The sequence below is a fragment of the Legionella qingyii genome (assembly GCF_003990155.1).
Lineage (GTDB): Bacteria > Pseudomonadota > Gammaproteobacteria > Legionellales > Legionellaceae > Legionella > Legionella qingyii.
In genome coordinates, this window is sequence record NZ_RZGX01000020.1 from 23,255 (window position 1) to 43,968 (window position 20,714).

A 20,714-nucleotide genomic window follows, 5' to 3' on the forward strand; every position below is an offset into this window, starting at 1 on the left:
ACAATGTGGAACAGATTATGACAGTTAGAACCCGATTTGCACCAAGCCCAACTGGATTTTTACATGTGGGTGGCGTGAGAACTGCTTTATTTTCATGGCTTTATGCAAAACGTCATCAAGGTGAGTTTATTTTGCGTATAGAGGACACAGATCAGGAACGTTCTACCAAAGAATCAGTACAAGCTATTCTGGATGGTATGGCTTGGCTAGGTATGGATTATGCTGAAGGTCCTTTTTATCAAACCCAACGTTATGAACGCTACAATCAGGTGGCGCAACAATTTTTGGATGAAGGAAAAGCTTATCGTTGTGAATGCAGTAAAGAGCGCTTAGAAGCGTTACGGACTGAACAATTGGCTGCCAAAGAAAAGCCCCGTTATGATGGTCATTGCCGAGATAAAAACCTGCCTTTATCGGATAAGCCTTTTGTAATCCGCTTCAAAAATCCCGCTCAAGGGACAGTATCGTTTCACGATGAAGTGTATGGAGAAATCCATGTAGCAAATAGCGAATTGGATGACTTGATTTTGGTGCGCTCTGATGGCCACCCAACCTATAATTTTGCCGTAGTTATCGATGATGTAGACATGAATATTACCCATGTAATACGTGGGGATGATCACATTAATAACACACCACGGCAAATTAATTTGTTTAAGGCGCTGAATGCTTCTATTCCAGTATTTGCTCATTTGCCTATGATTTTAGGAGAGGATGGTAAACGTTTGTCTAAAAGACATGGTGCAGTGAGCGTTTTGCAATTTAAAGAGCTAGGTGTTTTGCCTCATGCTTTATTAAATTATTTAGTGCGTTTGGGCTGGTCTTATGGGGATCAGGAAATCTTCAGTATTAATGAAATGATTGAACGCTTCGATTTAAAGAATGTAAGTCGAGGTGTTTCAAGTTTTAACTATGAGAAATTGTATTGGTTAAATCAACATTATCAGAAAAATGATCCTGTGGAGGAGGTTGCTGAATCCTTACGTTGGTACTTTGAGCAGGCTGGCATTGATTTATCCAATGGACCCAAGTTAACTGATCTGGTTTCTATTCAGGCTGAACGGTGCAAAACCTTGGTTGAAATGTGTCAAATGAGTTTATACTTTTTCACGGACTCGATTGAGTACGATGAAGCTGCAGTCAAAAAACATTTACGCCCCGTGATTTTGGAGCCATTGACTGCACTTTATGAACAGTTGCAAAAAGTAATTTCTTGGGAAAAAGATCATTTGCAAGAATGCATAAATGATATCAGTGCTCAATTTGATATCAATATGGGGAAGATCGCACAACCTTTGCGGGTCGCTGTTACGGGATCAAGTATGTCTCCATCTATTGATATGACATTAACCTTATTAGGCCGCGACAGGGTATTAACTCGCCTTAAAAATGCTTTGGAACAGTTAAAAATCAGAGCTCAAGCAAGTAGCTGATATTCCCTTAATGAATTGCAGGTTGATTTAGAATAGCAACCTGCAGATGTAAACCCGTGTTATATCTCTGTTCTAATTGATATGACAAACAATTTTAATGCAACAAGGATGGTATCTTATGAAATTAAAATCAAAATTCCTGGGATTAGCCTTAATCACTTCTTTGATTTCGCCAATATTGTCTGCTGCTTCAGAGACCTCTTCTAATGTTACAAGTCAATTGCAGAAAGAGATTGATAAGTATTATATGAAGTACAATAAAAAGGAAAAATTCACTGCTATTGCCGCCTCAGTCCTGATTCCGCAGAATCAGGCAAATTACCAAAAAGAAATTAAGACTGTGGTGCATGGTACCATGGGATATCCTCCATTATCCCAAAAGATTACCCCTAGCAATTTATTTGATATTGGCAGTATTACTAAATCTTTTACTGCATTAATTATTCTGCAATTGCAAACAGAAGATAAATTGTCTCTGGACGATCCTTTGGGTAAATGGTTACCGCAATATCCTAATTGGAAAAATGTTACTTTAAGACAGTTACTGAATATGACCAGCGGAATTCCAAATTATTCCGCAGATGATGAGTTCTCTAAGAAAATGGATTCTCATTTGGATACTGTTTGGACTGATGAAGAGTTACTCAAGTATGCTCATCCTGAAAAACCGCTCGAAAAGAGAAAGGGGAATCTTTATGAGTACTCGAATTCTAATTATATCCTGGCTGCCATGGTTATAGAAAAAGCTACCAATGATACGTTTGCCAACCAGTTAAAATTGCGAATCATAAATGCTGAAAATGGTTTAAACGATATGTTTTATCTGGCAGGTCCTGATGGTCAATCTCTAGAAAAAATGATTGAGGATCGAAGGGTTCATGGATATTTTTATGATGAAGAAAAGAATAAATTAATTGATACCTTAAGCAATGATTTATCTTGGGGTGGAGCTGCTGGAGCCATCGTGGGAACAACTGAAGATGTCGTACGCTGGGTTCAATTGCTTTATCATGGCACATTAATTAAGCCAACTTTCAGAGAGCGAATTTTAGCTGAATTAGAGTCAGTTGTATCGTTGAAAACAGGACTGGCTATTCCTACAGTGACGGAAGAAGATCCCCATGGATTTGGATTGGGTGTTGTATCTATTTACGATAATGAACTTAAGCAGCGCTTTTGGGTATATAAAGGTAGTACATTAGGATTTCGTGTAATGTATTTTTGGCAACCTTGTAATAATGTGACTACCGTGGTCGCTTTAAATGGTAAGGGTGGAGAAGGAAATCCTCAATCTAAATTGGGTGATGAGATTATTAAAGCAAACCAAAATTTATATAAAGTAATTTTGAAAAATTACCCTGAATTACAATGTATGTCTTAAATCCCGTTCTTTACCCTTCTCCTGCTTCATGGAGAAGGGGCTATCTACCCCTATAAAAACACATTAACTTCAATTATGGATTAGATGATAGGCGATTGTAGTATCTATATATTTCATGTGGTACAATTTGCGCTCTAAGTTCAAAACATGAGCGCTTATGTCAAAAGATATGCCACTCCCTGATCTAATCGTTAACAAAAAAACGGATCATTTTTTTATTTCGATTAACAAACAAGGTCCACATTCTTTTGTAATGCTGGGAGTTTATGACCAAAATAAAGTTCGTCATTTACTTTGTCGCGTAGGCAAGTTTGGCAATACTGGTGCTGTAGGATCTGACCTACATTTAATGGGGCATCTACCTCACGACCTTACAAAATATAAAGGGAGCTATATCTATTGCAACGACGTTGCAGAGAGAAAATTGTATCGTATTAAAAATGGATGTAACCTTCATCTGCGTTCTGAATTACCTGCTAATCTTAAAAAATATAAAGAAAGCTATATCTATTGTGATAATAATGGCTGTAAAAACCTATATTACATTAAGTCAGATGGGACATCCGAAGAAGTAATAATTAATGATTTTAAAAAAATTGATGAAAATCTTAGAAAGATTAAGAGACAAAAAGCTAACCTATGGCATCTTACTACCGAGCAAGTTAGCTCCTGCATCACAGCAAACGGAGGCCATAGCCTGGGGATATCTGAAGAAGTAAAAATAGCTGATTTCGATAAACTTGATAAAAATATAAATGAAATTAATCCACAAAAGGCTCCCAGGTTGCATCTAAGTGGTTCTCAATTTTATGAAATGATTTCCTTAAATGGCGGTTATGATCAGGATATAGAGTCAGATTATTTCATGCAAACGGAGTTTCTCTGCAATGCTCTTTTTTTTGCCAATAAGGGCAAGTTGATGGATGAAGGAATCTCTCGGAATGAAAGGCAATGGAGTAAAATTTCTTATCAAGCCTACGACATCACATATGATCAATATGTGGAGTTTTTGAGAGTATTAGAAGCCACGCAGTCACTTTATAACCAATTTGAATGTTACAAACCTTATAAAACAGACGATGAGGAAGTCACATTAAGATTTGGTGGAAAGAACATTTTACCTCCTCTCGACGTAAATAGTATCGATGTAAATAAGATAAAAGCGAGTGTTAGTGAGTTGCACGTTGGCAATACATGCAGGCATTCAGCAATAGCACTTATTGAGGCAACCCAGCATGCACCAGTATCTTCTTTGGTTTCCTCCACCTTTTTTATGGAATTACCTTATGAAACGCAGTTGGAATTTGGCAAGCCAAGTGAATCCATTCCATTCTATGTGCTTCCACCACCCCCAGCAGCATTCTTTGAATCAGATAAGACAAAGAAGAACATAATTACAAAGCTATATCAGCGAATGGAGAACATGTTACTCCTTGAGCCTAACTCTTCATATACTCAGAAGAAGTTTTTGAAGTTGAAAGAGTTGTATTTAGACATAATTGGTCCAAGCAAAAATTTTTCGCTTGATGAATTGCTGACCAGTATTCAGAACTGGAAAACTGAAAGTAAGACTACTTTAGAAACTTTAAGGAAAACATACTTTTGGGATACTTTTTCTTTTATCAAAAGACAATCCTCTACGATGAAACTAATTTCCGAAGTAGAAGAAGAGCTTCAAAGAAAAGTGGAACTAGATTCCTAGAGCATATAATCTCTGGGTGTTCTATTGTGATTCCAAAAAGCATATCATAGATAATTACAGGGGTTCTCCTGCTAAAACCCTAATGCTCAATTACAAACCAGGATAATTGACGATTAATCAACGGAGTGGATATGAAACTTTATTATACTAAATCAGCATGCTCATTGGCAGTACGTATTGTTCTCAATGAATTAGGTCTTGATTTTCAAGATGAAGAGGTTGATTTAAAAGCAAAGAAAACGAGCACAGACGAAAATTATCTATCCATTAATCCTAAAGGTGCAGTACCTGCACTACATCTTGATAATGGAGATTTACTGACTGAAAATCAGGTCATCTTACAATATTTGGCGGATATCACACCGGGTCAAAAGGTTCTACCCTCAGTTGGTGATTTAAGAAGATACCATACTCTGGAATGGGTCAATTATGTTGCTACGGAATTGCATAAGACCTTAGGTATGTTTTTTAATCCTAATCTTAATGAAGAAACAAAAAGCATTTTTATGTCGGTAATTAATACGAGGTTCAAGTATGTTAACGAGCATCTTGCGACAGGACCTTATTTAATGGGCAAGGATTTTACATTGCCAGATGCTTATTTGTTTGTCATACTACGCTGGGCTCATTATTTTAAAATGGATCTTTCTGCATATAAAAATCTGGAACAATTCATGAAGGTTGTTGCAGAACGTCCAGCTGTTGTAACCTCGTTGCAACAGGAAAAATTATAATAAGTATTTATCCTATATTAAGAACGTTCGTATTTTTTATTGTTCATTTCATCTGTATTTAAATCCGATCGTTCTTCGATTATTTTGCTTCGGGGGTAAGATAATTACTCACTGTAATTATTTTGGAAGATAAATATGCCTATAAAGCCTACATTTCAGGGTGGAATAGATCTTAATTTTTACTCACAAAGTAAATTTGAAACCCTTGAAGGAGTTGCACAAGAAAACCAGGCTCCCATTATTGCCCGCAATGCAGTACGATTTTTAATGATGGGATGGACGGAACAGTGGACTGAATTTTTAACCCCGGCAGTGGCGCATGCCATTTTTGTAAAACGTGATCATGAATTATTAAGAGAATTACGGTTTGCTTTTCAACAAGGTTTTTTAGAGCTTTTTGAGCAATTAAGAACTAAACAGTTAACTGCGGAACAAGAAGAACAAGTTCATCTATATTTGAGTAATTGTTTATCGTTACTCCCTTATGGTGATTTAACTCCTTATGAGTCTATCAAAATCCCTCAATGTATTGATGGAAATTGGGAGCTCGTCGAATATCAGATTAAACCAATTGAATTAACAGAACGCTCAGGATGGAAACGTTTTGTTATCCAAGATACAGATCGGGTTTTTGCTTATGGTCTTGAACCTCTTTTTCAAAAAAGGGCTGAATCGCATTTAATTTTTATGGGAACAACTTACCCGGCAGGGCAAGGATTTTTACCTCAGGTAAATACAGACTCGAATGGTTTTGAAACAGTTGGCGAATCTCTTTATCGAATGGGTCGAAAAAGAATTCACGAATGGCTGAGTACACAGAACAATAAGATACACGTATGTGGGGTAAGCTTAGGAGGTTCTTTAAGTTTATTGCTCGCCATCGATCAAGGGGATTATACACTCTCACGTGTTGATGCATTAAATCCCGCAGGGCTTCATGATTCCAAAAGAACGTATGATTATTGGGATGAGTTGACCGATAAACCACAAGTTGTCGTGCAAAAGCAAGGGAATGATCCGGTTTCAGCTTTTGGGATCTGGAAGGATGATTGGTATATTATTCAAGTAACTCCGCCAAATGACAAACAAGGCCCCAATTGTTTTTGTGATCATTTTTTAAATTACGCCGGTTTTGCTGATACAAAGTTCGATTACATTGAGGCAGAAGAGGATAATGTCAAACGAAAAGCACGTAATTTTTGGCTTTATACACTCGGTAGAAGCCTAATTTATGGTCTTTTCCTGCTTCCCTATACTTATGCAGTTCGTCCACTTTTTTCTTTTCTTGCACAAAACTGGAGAGTTACAGTACCCATCTTGGGAATTTTAGTTAGTGCATCCCTTACAGTTGCTGGGGTTTTACCACTACTTGCTTTTTTGGGCATTGTTGGCGGTTTATTTGCCAGTATTTTTATATCCTCCTATTGCTTTCCTAAAAATAAAGTTTCAAAAGCGGCTTCTGCCCAAGCTGAGTTCATAGAAAAAGAAGAACTTGCTCAATTGCATGATCCATCTCTTGCTCGTAATCCAACTATGGATATTTATAATAATCATAATGCTGTAAAAGTAGATTTGACTTATCAACAAATACAAACTTATTATGATGTAATGCGTCGTCTTGTAAAAGATAAGCATCCTTTGCCCGGCGAAGAAATTAAAAGCAAACATATTGATGGAGTGAGCAAAAAATCCTTACTCCAAGAATGCTCTGAGCCTCAGAAGCGCGATCTTGTAGTGCCGTTCAGAGTTACCCCAGCCAAAGCAGCTCACATACGACATACTTTAACTTTGGTGCAGCAATTGGGAATTGAGAATGAAAATTTAAAGCCAAATTTAGAAAAATGCTACACTGAATATTGCATTGGCAAGCATAAATAATTGAATTCGTTCTGGATTTAGACTTCTTTAACTAGGGTCTGTTGATAATTGCTTCATTAGTCTACTCCCCGCACTTTATGCGCGGGAAGTAGGCCAAACTAAATGAAATGTCAGCAGGCTCTAGGGATATCATTCAATGATAATTGGAAATAGGGAGATAAATTTTGTCTGGAGGAACTGTTTTTAAAGGGGGATTAGAACTAAAATTTTTTGAACAACAAGAGTTTGAATCTCTTGATGGTGCTGATGTGTCTGAACAAGCCCCTATTTTAGCGCGTAATATATTGCGCTTTTTCACTATGGGATGGACAGGATCCTGGACTCAATTTTTAACCCCGACTGTTTTATATTCTTTTTTTCTACAACGCGACACGGATTTATTAAGAGAAGTTCGTTTTGCCATGCAGCAAGGATTTTTGGAGCTCTTTAAGCAATTGCAAGGCAAAGACTTAAGCTCAGATGAGGGGGAACAGGTACAACTTTATTTGAGTAATTGTTTGTCTATACTTCCTTATGGTGATTTAACTCCTTATGAGTCCGTTACTATCCCTCAATGTATTGATGGGCATTGGGAGTTGGTTGAATACCAGGTTACTCCGATTGAATTAACAGAACGGCATTGGTGGAAGAGTTTTTTTTCCTATGATAATGATCGTGTTTTTGCTTATGGACTTAAGCCAATTTTTCATGAGAAAGCAGAATCTCATTTAATCTTTATGGGAACTACTTATCCTGCAGGCCAGGGTTTTCTCACTCAAATAAAGACTGACTCTAAGGGATTTGAATCGATTGGTTTGTCTTTGTATCGTAGCGGTCGAGAGAGAATAAGAGACTGGCTAAGCCAACAGAAGAATACAATTCATGTATGTGGGCTAAGTTTGGGTGGTGCTTTAAGTCTATTGCTTGCTATCGATAAAGGAAATTATAAGCTATCACGTGTTGATGCTTTGAATCCTCCTGGACTTTATGATCCTCTATTTAAAAGTGGCTTTGATTATTGGGATGAATTAAAAGACAAGCCCAAAGTTGTAGTGCAAAAACAAGGTAATGATCCAGTTTCTGCTTTTGGAATTTGGAAAAAAGGTTGGGATATTCTTCAGGTTATACCCCCACAAGACAAGCAAGGCCCCAACGCTTTTTGCGATCATTGCTTGAATTATGCTGGATTTGCAGATACGGAGTTTAGATATATTTCTGCAGAAGATGATAATTCACAACGAAAAACGCACCATCTTTTATTTAATGCGGCTGTGAGATCCTTTATTTATTATTACGTATTAGTTCCTTATACATATGCAGTTCGTCCATTTGGATATTATGTGTTGAATAAATTGCTTCCTCAAAGTACTGGGAGCCCAGCATCTCAGAACGTTACTGGATTAGCTAAAATACATCATCCTTATCTTCTTCGAAATTCGTCAATGGATATGTATCATGAGAACAATACCGTTGAAATCGACCTTACCTACCAACAAATAAATACTTATTATCAAATAACACGCTGTCTGATAAAGGGTAAAGATTTTTTACCTGGAACAGATCAGGAAAGCAAACACACTCCAGGAATGACAAAAGAAACCTTATTGCGAGAAAGTGACGATTTTCAGAATGCTCATTTACAGGTCTCTTTTAAAGCAACCAAGGCTAAGGCGTCACATGTACTACATACTTTAACTTTGGTCCGTCAATTGGGTTTGGATAATAAAGAGAAACTAAAATCTATCTTAGAGAAACATTATGAAACATATCGTTTAGGCAAGCAGTAATTATTTTAGTAAGTATCTGTGCTATAACGCTATAGACTATCTTTACATGCGACCATGTCATCAGAGATTATGGAGAATGCTCTCTCTAGTTTGATCATTTTCATAGTGCCGTATCATTTGATTTATTGGCATTAAGTTAAGAAAAGCTGTCGTTCCCGGGAAGACGAGAACCCATTTTTAGCAAAGCATTTTGTTTATTTAAGAATAGATTCCCGCCTTCGCGGGAATGACAAAAAAACTTAACTTAAAGTCAGTGCAAGCCTCACTATGTTCGGGATGAGGTAACTACGATCGAGAATGAAATACGTTCATTATTCGTGATAAAAACTCATCAAAAACGAAAAATCAGATGCGCAGCTACCGAATAAAGAAACGGATAATACGTGTCTGCCGGGTTAAGTTGCGACTCTCCATAACCAGCAGTAAAACTACCGGCAATTTCACCCATGATGTGCTCAGTAAAGTCATAATTTACACCAACGCTAAAAGCAGGTCCCGGACGCCAATCATCAACAACAATATCTTTACGATGTACACCAGCCACTCCCGCGCCAGAAAAAATTTTCATTTGAGAATGAGGAATAGGGACCATAAGTTTTCCCATCAAAGTTAGCGTCTCCGTTTGAGATGATAAAGATTCTAAGCCATCATGCTCAAAACTGAATAAACTTATGGAATCGAAAAGGACATTTGCTTCAGGAAAGTGGGTGTAGTTTACTTCAATTGCAAAAAAACGAGTAAACTCATATCCCGCCATTATACCCCAAACACTTCCGCCTTCCTCAACACTGGTAGGTGTAGATAACATCAAGGCAACGTTTTGATTTTCTTTAGTGGGGACCAAACCTTTCCATGTAGTTGAACCAAACCCTCCAATTGCACCTACGTAAAAAGGATGGTGTGGTTGATTCTTTGTCTCTGCCAAACAATAAGGCGTTGAAAGAAATAAGAATGATAATAAGAATAATTTCGATTTTTTATTATGCACAATAATTACTCTATCAAGATTGCTTTGACCATTAGCATTTTGTTGGGCCGAAGCCCAACCTTAATCCATTTTTTTGACTTTAATTTACTATAATTTACTGACAGGGCTTTTTGGTAGAACTACATATTCTGCCGCGAGAGTCAACTCCTCCCTGACGATAACAATTCCAGTTATCAAGGCAATCTTGTTTTGTAGTATAAGGTTGAGCCGCACATGCTTTATCCAATGAGCCATAGACACTTACCATACGTGCATAAAGCATATTCATATCTTGGCACATACCAGAAGGCAAGCCTGAAGAGGTACAATAGCAGGTTGCAACTTTTTTAAATGAGGAACAAAAATTTACATCATTAGTTGGTACAGCATTACCGCAAGAACTACCGTATGAAAAAGCAGAGAAACTGAGTAAGCACATTAAACCTGCAAAAAATCCTCGTATCATTTTAACATCCTCTAGTTAGCTCGAAAATTTATCTAAGTTACTCTATCAGAAAATTAATCAGGCTGCAAAAGGCATCGGTATTAATATTGTGATTTTAATATGTGAAGAACGAAAACAATAAAGTATTCTAACAGCAATTACTAAAGCAGTTGCTCCTCATGTTCATATTTTTGACCGGCCTCATATGAACTTTTTTCAAATGCTACTGAGTTTATAATCCGAATTGCTTCCAAAGCAATTTGTTTGCGAAACTCGGGTTTTAAGTTTGCTGAAATGACCAAGTAGTGAGCATTTTGATTGTCATCTCGAATAAAACTGGCTTCAAAAATATAATCTATTGCCAGTAAATCATCTTTATTGTTTTTAATCTGTTTAGTATTCAAACCAAATAATTCTAAATTTTTATTAGAGCAGTCAATAAAATTACTTCTGATGTTGAGGTTAATGACAAATTTAGTATTACGTTTAAATGAAATCATCCGACTGCCACATCGTTTTAAGATCTTGCGATAAATGGAAGGGATTTTGAGCAGCTTTACATAAAGTGGAGTAATTAAATGGTTAAACAGATTTTCAATCATATTGGGTTTAAAGGAACCTATGGAGCAAAGTTTTATTAAATTGGAGCAGTGTTGATAACTACTTGTGTCAATAATCCCATTGCGTATTTGTTGGGATAGACCAGTCAAAGTCGCTTTGTCATCAAGAATAATTTTAGCGGGCTCGACTCTTAGAAAACAACCAATTGTATTATCATAAATTGGGTTGTCGCGCGTTGATTGAATAATATTTATATAAGTATAAGGTACTTCGCTTTTATAGATTCCACAGCAATTTCGTAAAGCCAATGCAATTACCCCACATAATGCGCTATTAATACTGATATGATTTAGTTCGCAAAAAAGCTTGAGATGATTTAATGAGTCTTCTGGTATGATGGAATAAGTTGAATAAGGAACATGTTCTGCTTGCATATCAGGGACTATATGTTCTTCGGGAAAAGTAAATAAATGAGTATCACTGAGATACTTTTCCCAAAATTGAATGTCTTCATCCATGTGCATTTTCATTGCGGTTCGCTCACTAAAAATATGTTCTTTAAAGTGCGAATCCGGTTCAATTTGATCAAGGGTTAAGCGAGAGTATTGATCATAAAATTGGGATAATTCAGAGAATAAAATATCTGTACAATGATCATCAGAAATTAGATGCGGTATACAAATTTGTAGTTCCGACTCATTCTCATTTAAGTAAAATAATTTGCCAATAATCAAGGGAGTGTTTTTCGGCCATGGATAAAAATCAATTAATTGAGTCATGGAGTCTTGCAATTCTTTTTCGCTTTTTTGTGAAGAAAGCATCGTAAAATCAATAGTCTCTAGTTTGAACGACCAATTTTTCTGTTTTTTTTGGGCGGGTTTTAATTTGAATATTTGATAAGTTAATGTTTCATGCTTTTTTAAAATTGCTTGAAAAGCAAAATCTAAAGCCTTTTCATTTAAACGACCGCTGAGACGTTTTCTAGCGACAATATTTAGTTTTTGGGCTCTGGGTTCAAATGTGTGCGACATCCACAATAAAAACTGGAAATCACTAAGAGGAAGATTAACTACCTTATGATAATTAGGGACTCTAAGCGTGCGTTTTTTCTTGTTCTTCTTAATATTCTTAATGATGGGGACTAATGTTGCAATGTTCGTGGCTTTATAAAAGTCATGCAGGCTTACGTTTCTATTTAATTCATCATTTATTTTTGAAATGATTCGTGCTGCTGATAAAGAGTGTCCCCCTAAATCAAAAAAATCATCATGAACGCCGATGAGCTGAACTCCTAATTCATCTGACCAAATTTGCGCAAGCTTTTTTTCCAAAGCAGTAACAGGCTCAACATAATTATGGCTAGCAGTTAATAAAGGTACGGGTAATGCTGACTTATCCAACTTACCATTCATGGTCAGAGGAAAGGCATCCACTTTTACAAAAACTGTAGGGACCATATATTCCGGTAAATATTTTTGCAAATACTGGCGAATTTGATTTGTATTTAATGTGGCATCATGGTCTTTTAGAATGTAATAGGCTACTAGTCGTTGTTCTCCAAAAGTGTCTTTTTGAGCCAGAAGCGCAACTTCTTTAATACTGTGATGACTCATCATGTATTTTGCTATTTCGCTTGGCTCAATACGGTATCCACGTATTTTGACTTGCTCGTCAATTCTTCCCAGATATTCAATTGTTCCATCAGGACGTTTTTTGCATAAATCACCAGTTTTATATAAACGAGTTTTACTCTGTGTAATAAACCGTTCTTGTGTTAATTGAGGTTGATTTAAGTAACCGCGAGCCAGACATGTTCCACCAATAAATAGCTCACCTGCTTCCCCTTCAGGGACAGGTTGATTATTGGCATCGAGAATAACGCAACTCATATTAGTTCCTGCTATGCCAATAGGAACATTAGTATCCAGATGGTTACAGTTTAAATTAGTTACTTTATAAGTGGAGACTGCAACCGTTGCTTCAGTTGGTCCATATTCGTTAAATAGAACATGTTTAGGATACGATGCAAGCCAGGATTGGCATTCAGCAGAGGATAAATTTTCCCCGCCGAGAATAATGGAATGCAGCTGCGGTAATATAATGAAATTATTTTTTGCTTCGTGCAAAAGCACTTTAAAGTAACTTGGAGTTAACTTTATGATGTTGATGCGTGATTTCGCTAAATAATGCAAATACGAGCGAACTTCTTTTTTGGTAATTTCTTCGCAAAGAACAACAGTTAACCCAAGCATTAAAGGAACGAGGGTAGTAGTTACTGACATATCAAAAATAGGGTTTGCAGAAAAATCGATACGCTGTTGCGCTTTGCATTGGGTATAGTTAGCAAACCAGTGGCAGTAATTGATGACCGAACGGTGCTCAATAAGCACACCTTTCGGAGTTCCAGTAGAGCCGGATGTATAGATTATATAGGCTAAATGCTCTGGATTATTTGTTGGAGATGGATTGTCAGTCACCTGCTTTTTGATATCCTTATCATCTATGTCCAATACTATTAGTGTTCCCTGATATGGTTTAAATTTATCTTTGAATGTAGATTTAGTAATTAAAATCGATGCTCGGCTATCACGAAGTAAAAATAGTAAACGTTCTTCAGGTTGGGATGCATCTATAGGTAAATAAGCACCGCCCGCTTTTAAAATGGCTATAAGTGTAATTAGAAAATCAAAGGAGCGCTCCAAACAGACCGCAACAGGGGTATCCGGTTTTAAACCTGAGCTTTGTAGGTAATGAGCGAGTTGATTTGCTCTTCGATTGAGCTCACTGTAAGTCAGTTTTTCATTCCCTTTTAGAGCGGCAACATGATTAGGGAAATGATGCGCATGCTCTTCAAATAAGGCTTGTATTATTTTTTTATTCGCCATTTTTTATCCTAAATCCGGCAGTTAAGGAGTAGCGTAAAACTAAAAACTTATGCAGAATTTAAAAGTCTTGTAGTTATTTTTTATGAAGTATTCACGATTTCAATATTCTTGATTTTTTTCGTCTACTATAAAAAATAATTAAAAAACCTTTAAATTCAGTATACTAGACGGTTTGGGTATATTCAAATTTGCACTTGGTACTACAGCTTAGGCAGAATTCGATCCAGCCATTTGGGTAGATACCATACCCAATTTTTAAAAATGGCCATTGTTGCTGGTACTAAAAAGCTTCGGATTAAAAAGGCATCAACAAAAATAGCAACTGCAATGCCTAATCCAAATGCTTTGACCATTAAGACATCAGCGATCAAAAAGGAGCAGCTAATCACAATAACAATAAGTGCAGCACTAGTAATAATACGACTGCTTTTTTCAATGCCAAAAATAATGCTGCTATTGTTATCTTTAGTTAATTGATGCGCTTCTTTGATTCGAGAGAGCAAAAATACTTCATAGTCCATCGAAAAACCAAACAGAGCACAAAATATAATTACCAATAAACTGATGTCGAGCATTTCTTGTGGTTGAAAGTTAAGGATGCTGGAGAAGTATCCCTCTTGAAATACAAAAACCAGTGCACCATATGAGGCACATAGACTTATTAAGGTCATTATAATTGCTTTCAAAGGCAAGAACAGTGATCTTAATAAGAGAAGCAAAATTAGATAGGAAAATACAATAATCCATATGATGGCATAAGGCAGATAATGATAAATACTGTGTAGCACATCAAAGTTACTCACCGTTACTCCGGTAAGTTGTACTTTTAATCCTGAGCCTAATTTTATATTTTGTAATTCATTTACCAGTGTCTTGGTTTCCTCTGAATTAACGGGATACTTGCTAATGACATTAAGGATTGCCATATGTTTGGTTGTTGTCGTATCCAATAATTGTTTAACCTGTGGATCAAGCAATTTTTTATTCAAATGATAAAGAGTGTAATATTGATTCTTTTTTAAGTCGGAAGTGCTACTGATAATGCCATTGACCTCTTTGACCCTTGGATTATCTTTCAATTTTTCGACCAAATTATATATTTTGGACAGGTTATGACGTGATAAGATTGATGAAGACGGCGATTCAATCACCAGGACTATAGGGCTTAATTGTTCAAGGTCAAATTTCTTTGCATAGGTGTCATAAAAAGCACGGTTTACTGATTTCTCCGGGAAAATACGATAATCGGATATGCCAAATTTCGCCTCTAAAAATGGATATCCAAGCACTAATAAAAAAATGAGAATAGGAAGGAAAAAAAGATAGGGATGATGAACAACTCGTTCTGCGAGCCAACGCCAGGAACTGGAACGATTTTTGTTCTTAAATATTATGTGTACTGAAAGAAAATTAATTTTTGATTTCAATACGGCAAGAATCGCAGGTAGGAATATAGTAGAGATTAATACCGCAAAAAATACAGCAGCCAAACCACCAACTGCAACTGAAAAAAGAATGTTGACCGGGAATAAAAATAAAGCACTGAGGCTTACAAAAACGGCTAATCCACTGAAAAAAATTGCTTTTCCAGCGGTTTCTTGAGTTGTTGCTATCGCTTCCTCAATATTTAATCCGTTCTTTAATTCATCTCTAAATCGATTAATAAAAAACAATGAATAATCAAGACAAAGACACAGGCCGAGCAATAAAGCGATGTTAATGGTGAAAATAGAAAGGGTGAACAGATGTCCAAAGAAATAAAGTGTTGTCAGGATGATTATGGCACATCCGCCACCCAGAATAATTGGAAGGGTGGCCGCGACTACTGATCCAAATACAAGAATCAAGGTGATAATCGCTATGGGTGTGGCGACAATATCGGCCTTATAAAGGTCGGTTTGTGTTTGTTGGTTCACATTTTCTACGAAGAGCGGCTCGCCTCCAATCCACATCGTCATCTGGCTCGGTGTTTTTATGGATTGTTTAAACTGGTTTAATAAGTCATTGCTAAGCGGCTTATTGCTCTTGATGATCACTGCAACATAAGCTGTATGTTTATCCTTGGAGATTTGATGCGTATCATCAGGGTAAATGATTGTGTGTTTAATCGGAAAATCTTTTAAATCAGACAATGATTTTTTAATTTTTTCTTTAAATTTATCTTTCGTTGCCAAAAGCTGTTTGCTGTGATACATGATAAGAAATTTATTGTTATCATTATATCCTAATTGCTTATTCATATACTCTTCGGCGCGCGCACTCGCAGAAGTCTCATCAATAAATCCAGTTGTTTTAAATGGAGAAATGATGTGTGGCAAAAAGGGGATGCAGAGTAAAATGGCAAGCAACCATAAAACTATAATTGGCCATCGAAGTTTATTTATAAATCTTCCCAATCGGTACGACAGTGCTTTTTTTTTCATATTATCGTCGAAACTCCAAATTCCGTAAACTCATAAAAAATAATGACTCTTTTATTATATTAGTATAAATTAGACATTATGTGTAAATTAATGAGTGAAAAGCTATTTATGCATCATTATCAGGATTTAATAACTCTTTTTGATCATTGCTTTGGCAAAGAATTTAATACCAGACTCATTAAAGGTGATGATGAGCCAATCTATTTACCTGCTAATGAAGAGCATTCTTATAACGCGATATATTTTGCTCATGGCTTTTATAGCAGTGCGTTACATGAGTGCGCTCATTGGCTCATTGCAGGGGAAGAGCGCAGAAAGCAAGTAGATTTTGGGTATTGGTATATGCCTGATGGGCGTACTGCAGAACAACAAGCTTTATTTCAACATGTTGAGGTAAAGCCGCAAGCATTAGAATGGATTCTTTCCAAAGCGGCCAGGCATAAATTTCACATCAGTATTGATAATTTAAATGGCTCAGAATCAGATACTGTTGCTTTTAAGAAGGCGGTTTATGAACAAGTAGTTCATTATTGTCAGTATGGATTATCACCACGTGCAAAGAGATTTCGTGATGCTTTAAGTTCTTTTTATGGTCAATCAACTCTTTTAAAGGCTGAAGATTTTTCTTTAGAAGAATTGTGAGCCTCATTTAGAACGCATGTAGCCTGGTTACAGCGCAACCAGGCTACACATCATCAATGATGTAATACTACACCCAAAGTCCAATCCAGATTTTGTGCTGAAGAAACATAATTTATCTGTTGATTTGCTGTTAAACCATAACCTTCCACCATCAATGCATAATAAAAAGCCGGTAAGAGACAATATGACTCAATGTATTCATTGTTAGGGAATTGATTACTAAGTGTTTCCCATTGTTGATGGCAAATCAGATTATTTGCTTGTTGCAACAAATCTTGAATAGTCAATTGATTGTTTTGAAATTGGAATGGTTTGCTTTCTGCAAGATTTGGGAAACCGCCGATCGCATACCATGAGTTAATATGACTCGCAGAAAGAATAGGTTGTACTTCTTTTTTGACCTTATGCATTTTAATTAAGGGCGATACTTCTCGCTCACAGATTAAGGCATCACCTTGTCCAGAACGTCCATCAGAAAGTGGATATCCATCTGAAAAGCAGGAAGCGGTATCTAGAAGTTGATGCGCCATTTCGTTTTGTCCAAGTCCCAAGAAACTGTGGACCGATAAATTAATATGTTGGCCATAAAGATCTAATGCAACTTGCGTACCTTTCTCTTCAGTATTTTTTTGTATTGGGAAAACAATTTGCACTGACGCTCCACCAATATCCATGACTCCTACGGGGTTACTAGAAGATGATTTGAGTGCGTCTATATGATAATTTACTGCAAGCCAGTCGTATAATGCTTCATCATGTCCTGTAATGGTTTTGGCTTCCATAAGTTGCCATGCAGATTGCTGACTAAACCATTTTTGTACTTCCTGATAATAAATTTTTTGTTTGGTTTGTGGTACAAGACGCATGCCTGCTGTTGCATAAAAATAAACAGGGATGTTTTGTGCAGGAGCTCCAGAGAAAAGGGTAGTCAGATATGCATCGATAGTATTTTGATTTGCTTCAATCATTGCAAATCCAGGTTTGATCTTTTTAGACCATATTTCAGCAATATGAGATGGAGTGTTGGTTTCATCAAGATCATAAGCAAAAATATGAAGCCTAGAGCCAGTACTCCCTGCATCAACAACGGCAATGCATTCATGCTCAGAACACGCGGCCGAATCAGCATAAACATTATTACCTATTACAAAAAGGCAGGAGATAAAGAGCAAAAAACGAAGCATAGTTGAAATCTCAATAAAAAAGTAGGCAAATGATACATTATGTATTTTTTATTTTCAATATGGTATTATGTGGAAAAAATGATACACTATTTTTTTATATTTTTATGTAGGTTTAGAGTGCTTTCATGTGTTCTGGTTGGATTAAAAATCTAACCTGCTTTTATTTAAGTCAGTTTTTCAGGCAGTATCATAATGATAAATCAAGAGTATCGCGGTTCTATTTACGCCATTTTATCCGGATTCCTTTACGGTTTTATTGGTTATTTTGGTTTGAATGCGATTAATGGCAATCTATCCGCGAGCACAATGTTGTTTTGGCGCTTTTTAATTTCCAGCATGATTATTTTAATTATTATGCTGCCAAAAATAAAAAAAACGAACGATTCTTATAAAAATATGGCTATTGCCTTTTTAACAGGGGTCTTTTTTTATGGTATATCTACCTGGCTATATTTTTTAGCATCTCTATATATAGGTTCTGGATTGGCGATGGTTATCTTTTTTACGTATCCAGTACTGATTATGTTGATCAATTATTTCCTTTATGGGCAGTCTATTCCGCATATTTATTATTTCGCTATTCTGGTTATTTTAATTGGTATGGTGCTTATGGTGGACTTCGATGCATTGTCTTTTGACTTATGGGGTATTTTGTTAGGCATTGCTTCTGCATTTTTTTATGCATGTTACGTGATTGGCAGTAAAAGAAATGAGCTTTCTCCAAATATGTCTACTTTTATGGTTTGTTTGGGATGCATGGTAACCAGTTTATTTGTTTCTCTTTTTAATCACTCGTTTTCAACCCCTTCTTCAGTGGATGTTTGGTATCATCTTTTGGGAATTTCAATTATTGCAACCGTAATTCCAATTATTTTGTTGTTATACAGCTTGAAATACATCAGCTCAGAAAAAGCTTCTATTTTATCTGTTTTAGAACCAGTATTTGTGGTCATTTTTGGAGTATTCCTCTTGGGTGAAGAAGTGAGTCTGTGGGGCGTTGTGGGAATTGTGTTGGTATTAGCTGGTGCGCTGATCACTTTATTCAGTCATAAAATCAATCTTGGCCAATTGAAGTTTCAGTTTATGCGACGCAGTGAAGATGTTGGCTAATAGGGTGGTGCAGGAGTATTTTATTCCTTCTCATCAAGGACATATGAGTTGTAGCTGGGTGAAGGCTTACGCCATAACCCGGGGGATCCCCAAGTTACAGCATATACAGCAGTGATCGGATATTTTTAATACCAACTTCCATTGCAACCGCCACAGCCACCACAATCACTCGCACAAGTCCCGCAACATGGATTGCCGTTAGAACAGTTGACTAAGAAAGCAGTTGAACACACTAGGATTACAGCCAGTATTATTTTTTTCATTACCTATCCTTGTTATAGTATGTATATTAACTATACTCTACGATTTTGAGTTTAACCAATTTATATCCAAGTTTTCCGACTTCCTATCTACTCTAAATTGAGAAAATAGTAAATGAATAAACTTTAATTTTCTGCAATTTGTAGCCATTGCAATTTCCATAAATTATAAATAAATATTTGATTTTGTGTAGTATTTAAATAACTAGCAAGAAATTGATGAGATATGTAACGATTATTGGCCACATAGCTTAGTAAATCATGAGACACACCAGCTATGTCCCATTCACAGCCGTTAATATAAAGTTGGTATTCGGATTGTTCATCCTGACTTTGATAAGCAAAACGACATGATGCATCTCTGGTGAAATTTAATCCTGTTTTTATTTCTTTAATAAAACTTGATAAATCAATTAACTCATCGTCTTCTAATGGCAATGGTAATTGATGTTCTGCTTGTTGATCGAGCTGTGTTGCAAAGCATCCAAACCAGGATTTAATTATTTTTTCATCACTGATTAATTGCTGTAACAGTTTTTGCGCGTTTTGCCAGGCTGGCTGAGTGATTTCAGAGGTATTACGCAAATGGGACCAGTCTGGATCTTGATATAATGTTTTGAATGTATCTTTTTCAGCTAAATACTCACCAAGACTATCCAATAATTCTTGCCCTTGATAACTGCGGTAACCAAAAGAATAAGTCATACAGTCCTGTGTAAGAGAAATGCCATGGTGTCCTACATGTGGTGGAAGATACAACATATCTCCTTCTTCGAGAATTATGCGTTCTTCAACTTCAAATTGTTCCATGATACGAAGTTCGAGAGAGTTGATGTAATTTTCATTATTGCACCTCTTAGTGGTAAGAGACCATTCCCGTCGCCCCAAACCCTGATATAAAAAAACATCATAATTATCGTAATGAGGTCCAACACTACCATGAAGTGCTGCATAACTAATCATGATATCGTCGATTCGCCATTGGGGAATAAAATTAAAATGTTCAAGCAACGCATAAACTTCAGGAATTAATCTATCCACTCCTTGGACAAGAAGGGTCCAATGTGTTGAGGGCAGGGTATTAAAGTCATGCTCAGAAAATGGGCCGCGCTTTAAATGCCAATGGGGTTTTTCATGGGGTGTTTCAAAGACAAGCCGGCTTTCTACATCCTCTTCAAGAGCAAGACCAGCCAACTCATCGGGAGATAATGGATTAATAAAGTCTGGCAATGCATTGCGAATTACTAGAGGCTTTTTTTGCCAATATTCACTGAGAAAAGTTTCTAAAGAAATTTGCTGAAGATTAATCATGCCTAGTTAAAACTCCTCGTAGCCGTGTAATT

General features: G+C 36.4%; 14 protein-coding genes. 8 read left to right on the forward strand and 6 right to left on the reverse strand.

What is annotated here, in order from left to right; genetic code table 11:
- Window positions 1–17: 17 nt before the first annotated feature.
- The 6 genes from gltX to ELY20_RS13740 all read left to right on the forward strand — a co-directional run bounded on the left by gltX (window position 18) and on the right by ELY20_RS13740 (window position 8,894).
- The gene (gene gltX, locus ELY20_RS13715) at window positions 18–1,433 is read left to right on the forward strand and encodes a glutamate--tRNA ligase (RefSeq protein ID WP_110143326.1); all 1,416 of its coding nucleotides are present in this window, start codon (window positions 18–20) and stop codon (window positions 1,431–1,433) included.
- 118 nt (window positions 1,434–1,551) lie between these two features.
- The gene (locus ELY20_RS13720) at window positions 1,552–2,814 is read left to right on the forward strand and encodes a serine hydrolase domain-containing protein (protein ID WP_110143327.1); all 1,263 of its coding nucleotides are present in this window, start codon (window positions 1,552–1,554) and stop codon (window positions 2,812–2,814) included.
- Window positions 2,815–2,971: 157 nt separating this feature from the next.
- Window positions 2,972–4,516, forward strand: coding sequence for a hypothetical protein (locus ELY20_RS13725; protein ID WP_110143328.1), 1,545 nt, complete (start codon window positions 2,972–2,974; stop codon window positions 4,514–4,516).
- 131 nt (window positions 4,517–4,647) lie between these two features.
- Window positions 4,648–5,250: a glutathione transferase GstA gene (gstA, locus tag ELY20_RS13730; RefSeq protein ID WP_110143329.1), complete on the forward strand. Its 603-nt coding sequence runs from the start codon at window positions 4,648–4,650 to the stop codon at window positions 5,248–5,250.
- A gap of 135 nt (window positions 5,251–5,385) precedes the next feature.
- The gene (locus tag ELY20_RS13735; RefSeq protein WP_110143330.1) at window positions 5,386–7,128 is read left to right on the forward strand and encodes a hypothetical protein; all 1,743 of its coding nucleotides are present in this window, start codon (window positions 5,386–5,388) and stop codon (window positions 7,126–7,128) included.
- 164 nt (window positions 7,129–7,292) lie between these two features.
- Window positions 7,293–8,894: a hypothetical protein gene (locus ELY20_RS13740; RefSeq protein WP_127059500.1), complete on the forward strand. Its 1,602-nt coding sequence runs from the start codon at window positions 7,293–7,295 to the stop codon at window positions 8,892–8,894.
- A 331-nt stretch (window positions 8,895–9,225) separates the two neighbouring features.
- On the opposite strand, the gene ELY20_RS13745 is transcribed toward ELY20_RS13740, so the two are convergent.
- The 4 genes from ELY20_RS13745 to ELY20_RS13760 all read right to left on the reverse strand — a co-directional run bounded on the left by ELY20_RS13745 (window position 9,226) and on the right by ELY20_RS13760 (window position 16,175).
- A complete protein-coding gene (locus ELY20_RS13745; protein ID WP_110143331.1) occupies window positions 9,226–9,882 on the reverse strand; it encodes an outer membrane beta-barrel protein in 657 nt (218 codons plus the stop codon).
- Window positions 9,883–9,976: 94 nt separating this feature from the next.
- Window positions 9,977–10,327 (reverse strand): hypothetical protein, encoded by a 351-nt coding sequence (locus tag ELY20_RS13750; protein ID WP_110143332.1) that lies wholly within the window; start codon window positions 10,325–10,327, stop codon window positions 9,977–9,979.
- A 140-nt stretch (window positions 10,328–10,467) separates the two neighbouring features.
- Window positions 10,468–13,752 (reverse strand): non-ribosomal peptide synthetase, encoded by a 3,285-nt coding sequence (locus tag ELY20_RS13755; RefSeq protein ID WP_110143333.1) that lies wholly within the window; start codon window positions 13,750–13,752, stop codon window positions 10,468–10,470.
- Window positions 13,753–13,952: 200 nt separating this feature from the next.
- The gene (locus ELY20_RS13760) at window positions 13,953–16,175 is read right to left on the reverse strand and encodes an MMPL family transporter (RefSeq protein WP_110143334.1); all 2,223 of its coding nucleotides are present in this window, start codon (window positions 16,173–16,175) and stop codon (window positions 13,953–13,955) included.
- A gap of 108 nt (window positions 16,176–16,283) precedes the next feature.
- On the opposite strand from ELY20_RS13760, the gene ELY20_RS13765 reads away from it, so the two are divergent.
- A complete protein-coding gene (locus ELY20_RS13765; RefSeq protein ID WP_110143356.1) occupies window positions 16,284–16,817 on the forward strand; it encodes an elongation factor P hydroxylase in 534 nt (177 codons plus the stop codon).
- A 53-nt stretch (window positions 16,818–16,870) separates the two neighbouring features.
- Here ELY20_RS13765 and ELY20_RS13770 read toward each other — a convergent pair whose 3' ends face one another.
- Window positions 16,871–18,001, reverse strand: coding sequence for an acetate and sugar kinases/Hsc70/actin family protein (locus tag ELY20_RS13770; protein ID WP_110143335.1), 1,131 nt, complete (start codon window positions 17,999–18,001; stop codon window positions 16,871–16,873).
- Between the two features lie 192 nt (window positions 18,002–18,193).
- Between ELY20_RS13770 and ELY20_RS13775 the strand changes: the two genes are divergently transcribed.
- On the forward strand, window positions 18,194–19,111 hold the full coding sequence (locus ELY20_RS13775; protein WP_199739196.1) for a DMT family transporter: 918 nt from the start codon (window positions 18,194–18,196) through the stop codon (window positions 19,109–19,111).
- Between the two features lie 386 nt (window positions 19,112–19,497).
- On the opposite strand, the gene ELY20_RS13780 is transcribed toward ELY20_RS13775, so the two are convergent.
- Complete coding sequence (locus ELY20_RS13780) at window positions 19,498–20,682, reverse strand: cupin domain-containing protein (protein ID WP_110143337.1); 1,185 nt, start codon at window positions 20,680–20,682, stop codon at window positions 19,498–19,500.
- Window positions 20,683–20,714: the final 32 nt, after the last annotated feature.

Excerpts from the sequence above, each read along its gene's own strand:
- gltX (WP_110143326.1), top strand. The coding sequence starts at position 18 with ATGACAGTTAGAACCCGATTTGCACCAAGCCCAACTGGATTTTTACAT.
- ELY20_RS13720 (WP_110143327.1), top strand. The coding sequence starts at position 1,552 with ATGAAATTAAAATCAAAATTCCTGGGATTAGCCTTAATCACTTCTTTG.
- ELY20_RS13725 (WP_110143328.1), top strand. The coding sequence starts at position 2,972 with ATGTCAAAAGATATGCCACTCCCTGATCTAATCGTTAACAAAAAAACG.
- gstA (WP_110143329.1), top strand. The coding sequence starts at position 4,648 with ATGAAACTTTATTATACTAAATCAGCATGCTCATTGGCAGTACGTATT.
- ELY20_RS13735 (WP_110143330.1), top strand. The coding sequence starts at position 5,386 with ATGCCTATAAAGCCTACATTTCAGGGTGGAATAGATCTTAATTTTTAC.
- ELY20_RS13750 (WP_110143332.1), bottom strand. The coding sequence starts at position 10,327 with ATGATACGAGGATTTTTTGCAGGTTTAATGTGCTTACTCAGTTTCTCT.
- ELY20_RS13755 (WP_110143333.1), bottom strand. The coding sequence starts at position 13,752 with ATGGCGAATAAAAAAATAATACAAGCCTTATTTGAAGAGCATGCGCAT.
- ELY20_RS13760 (WP_110143334.1), bottom strand. The coding sequence starts at position 16,175 with ATGAAAAAAAAAGCACTGTCGTACCGATTGGGAAGATTTATAAATAAA.
- ELY20_RS13765 (WP_110143356.1), top strand. The coding sequence starts at position 16,284 with ATGCATCATTATCAGGATTTAATAACTCTTTTTGATCATTGCTTTGGC.
- ELY20_RS13770 (WP_110143335.1), bottom strand. The coding sequence starts at position 18,001 with ATGCTTCGTTTTTTGCTCTTTATCTCCTGCCTTTTTGTAATAGGTAAT.
- ELY20_RS13775 (WP_199739196.1), top strand. The coding sequence starts at position 18,194 with ATGATAAATCAAGAGTATCGCGGTTCTATTTACGCCATTTTATCCGGA.
- ELY20_RS13780 (WP_110143337.1), bottom strand. The coding sequence starts at position 20,682 with ATGATTAATCTTCAGCAAATTTCTTTAGAAACTTTTCTCAGTGAATAT.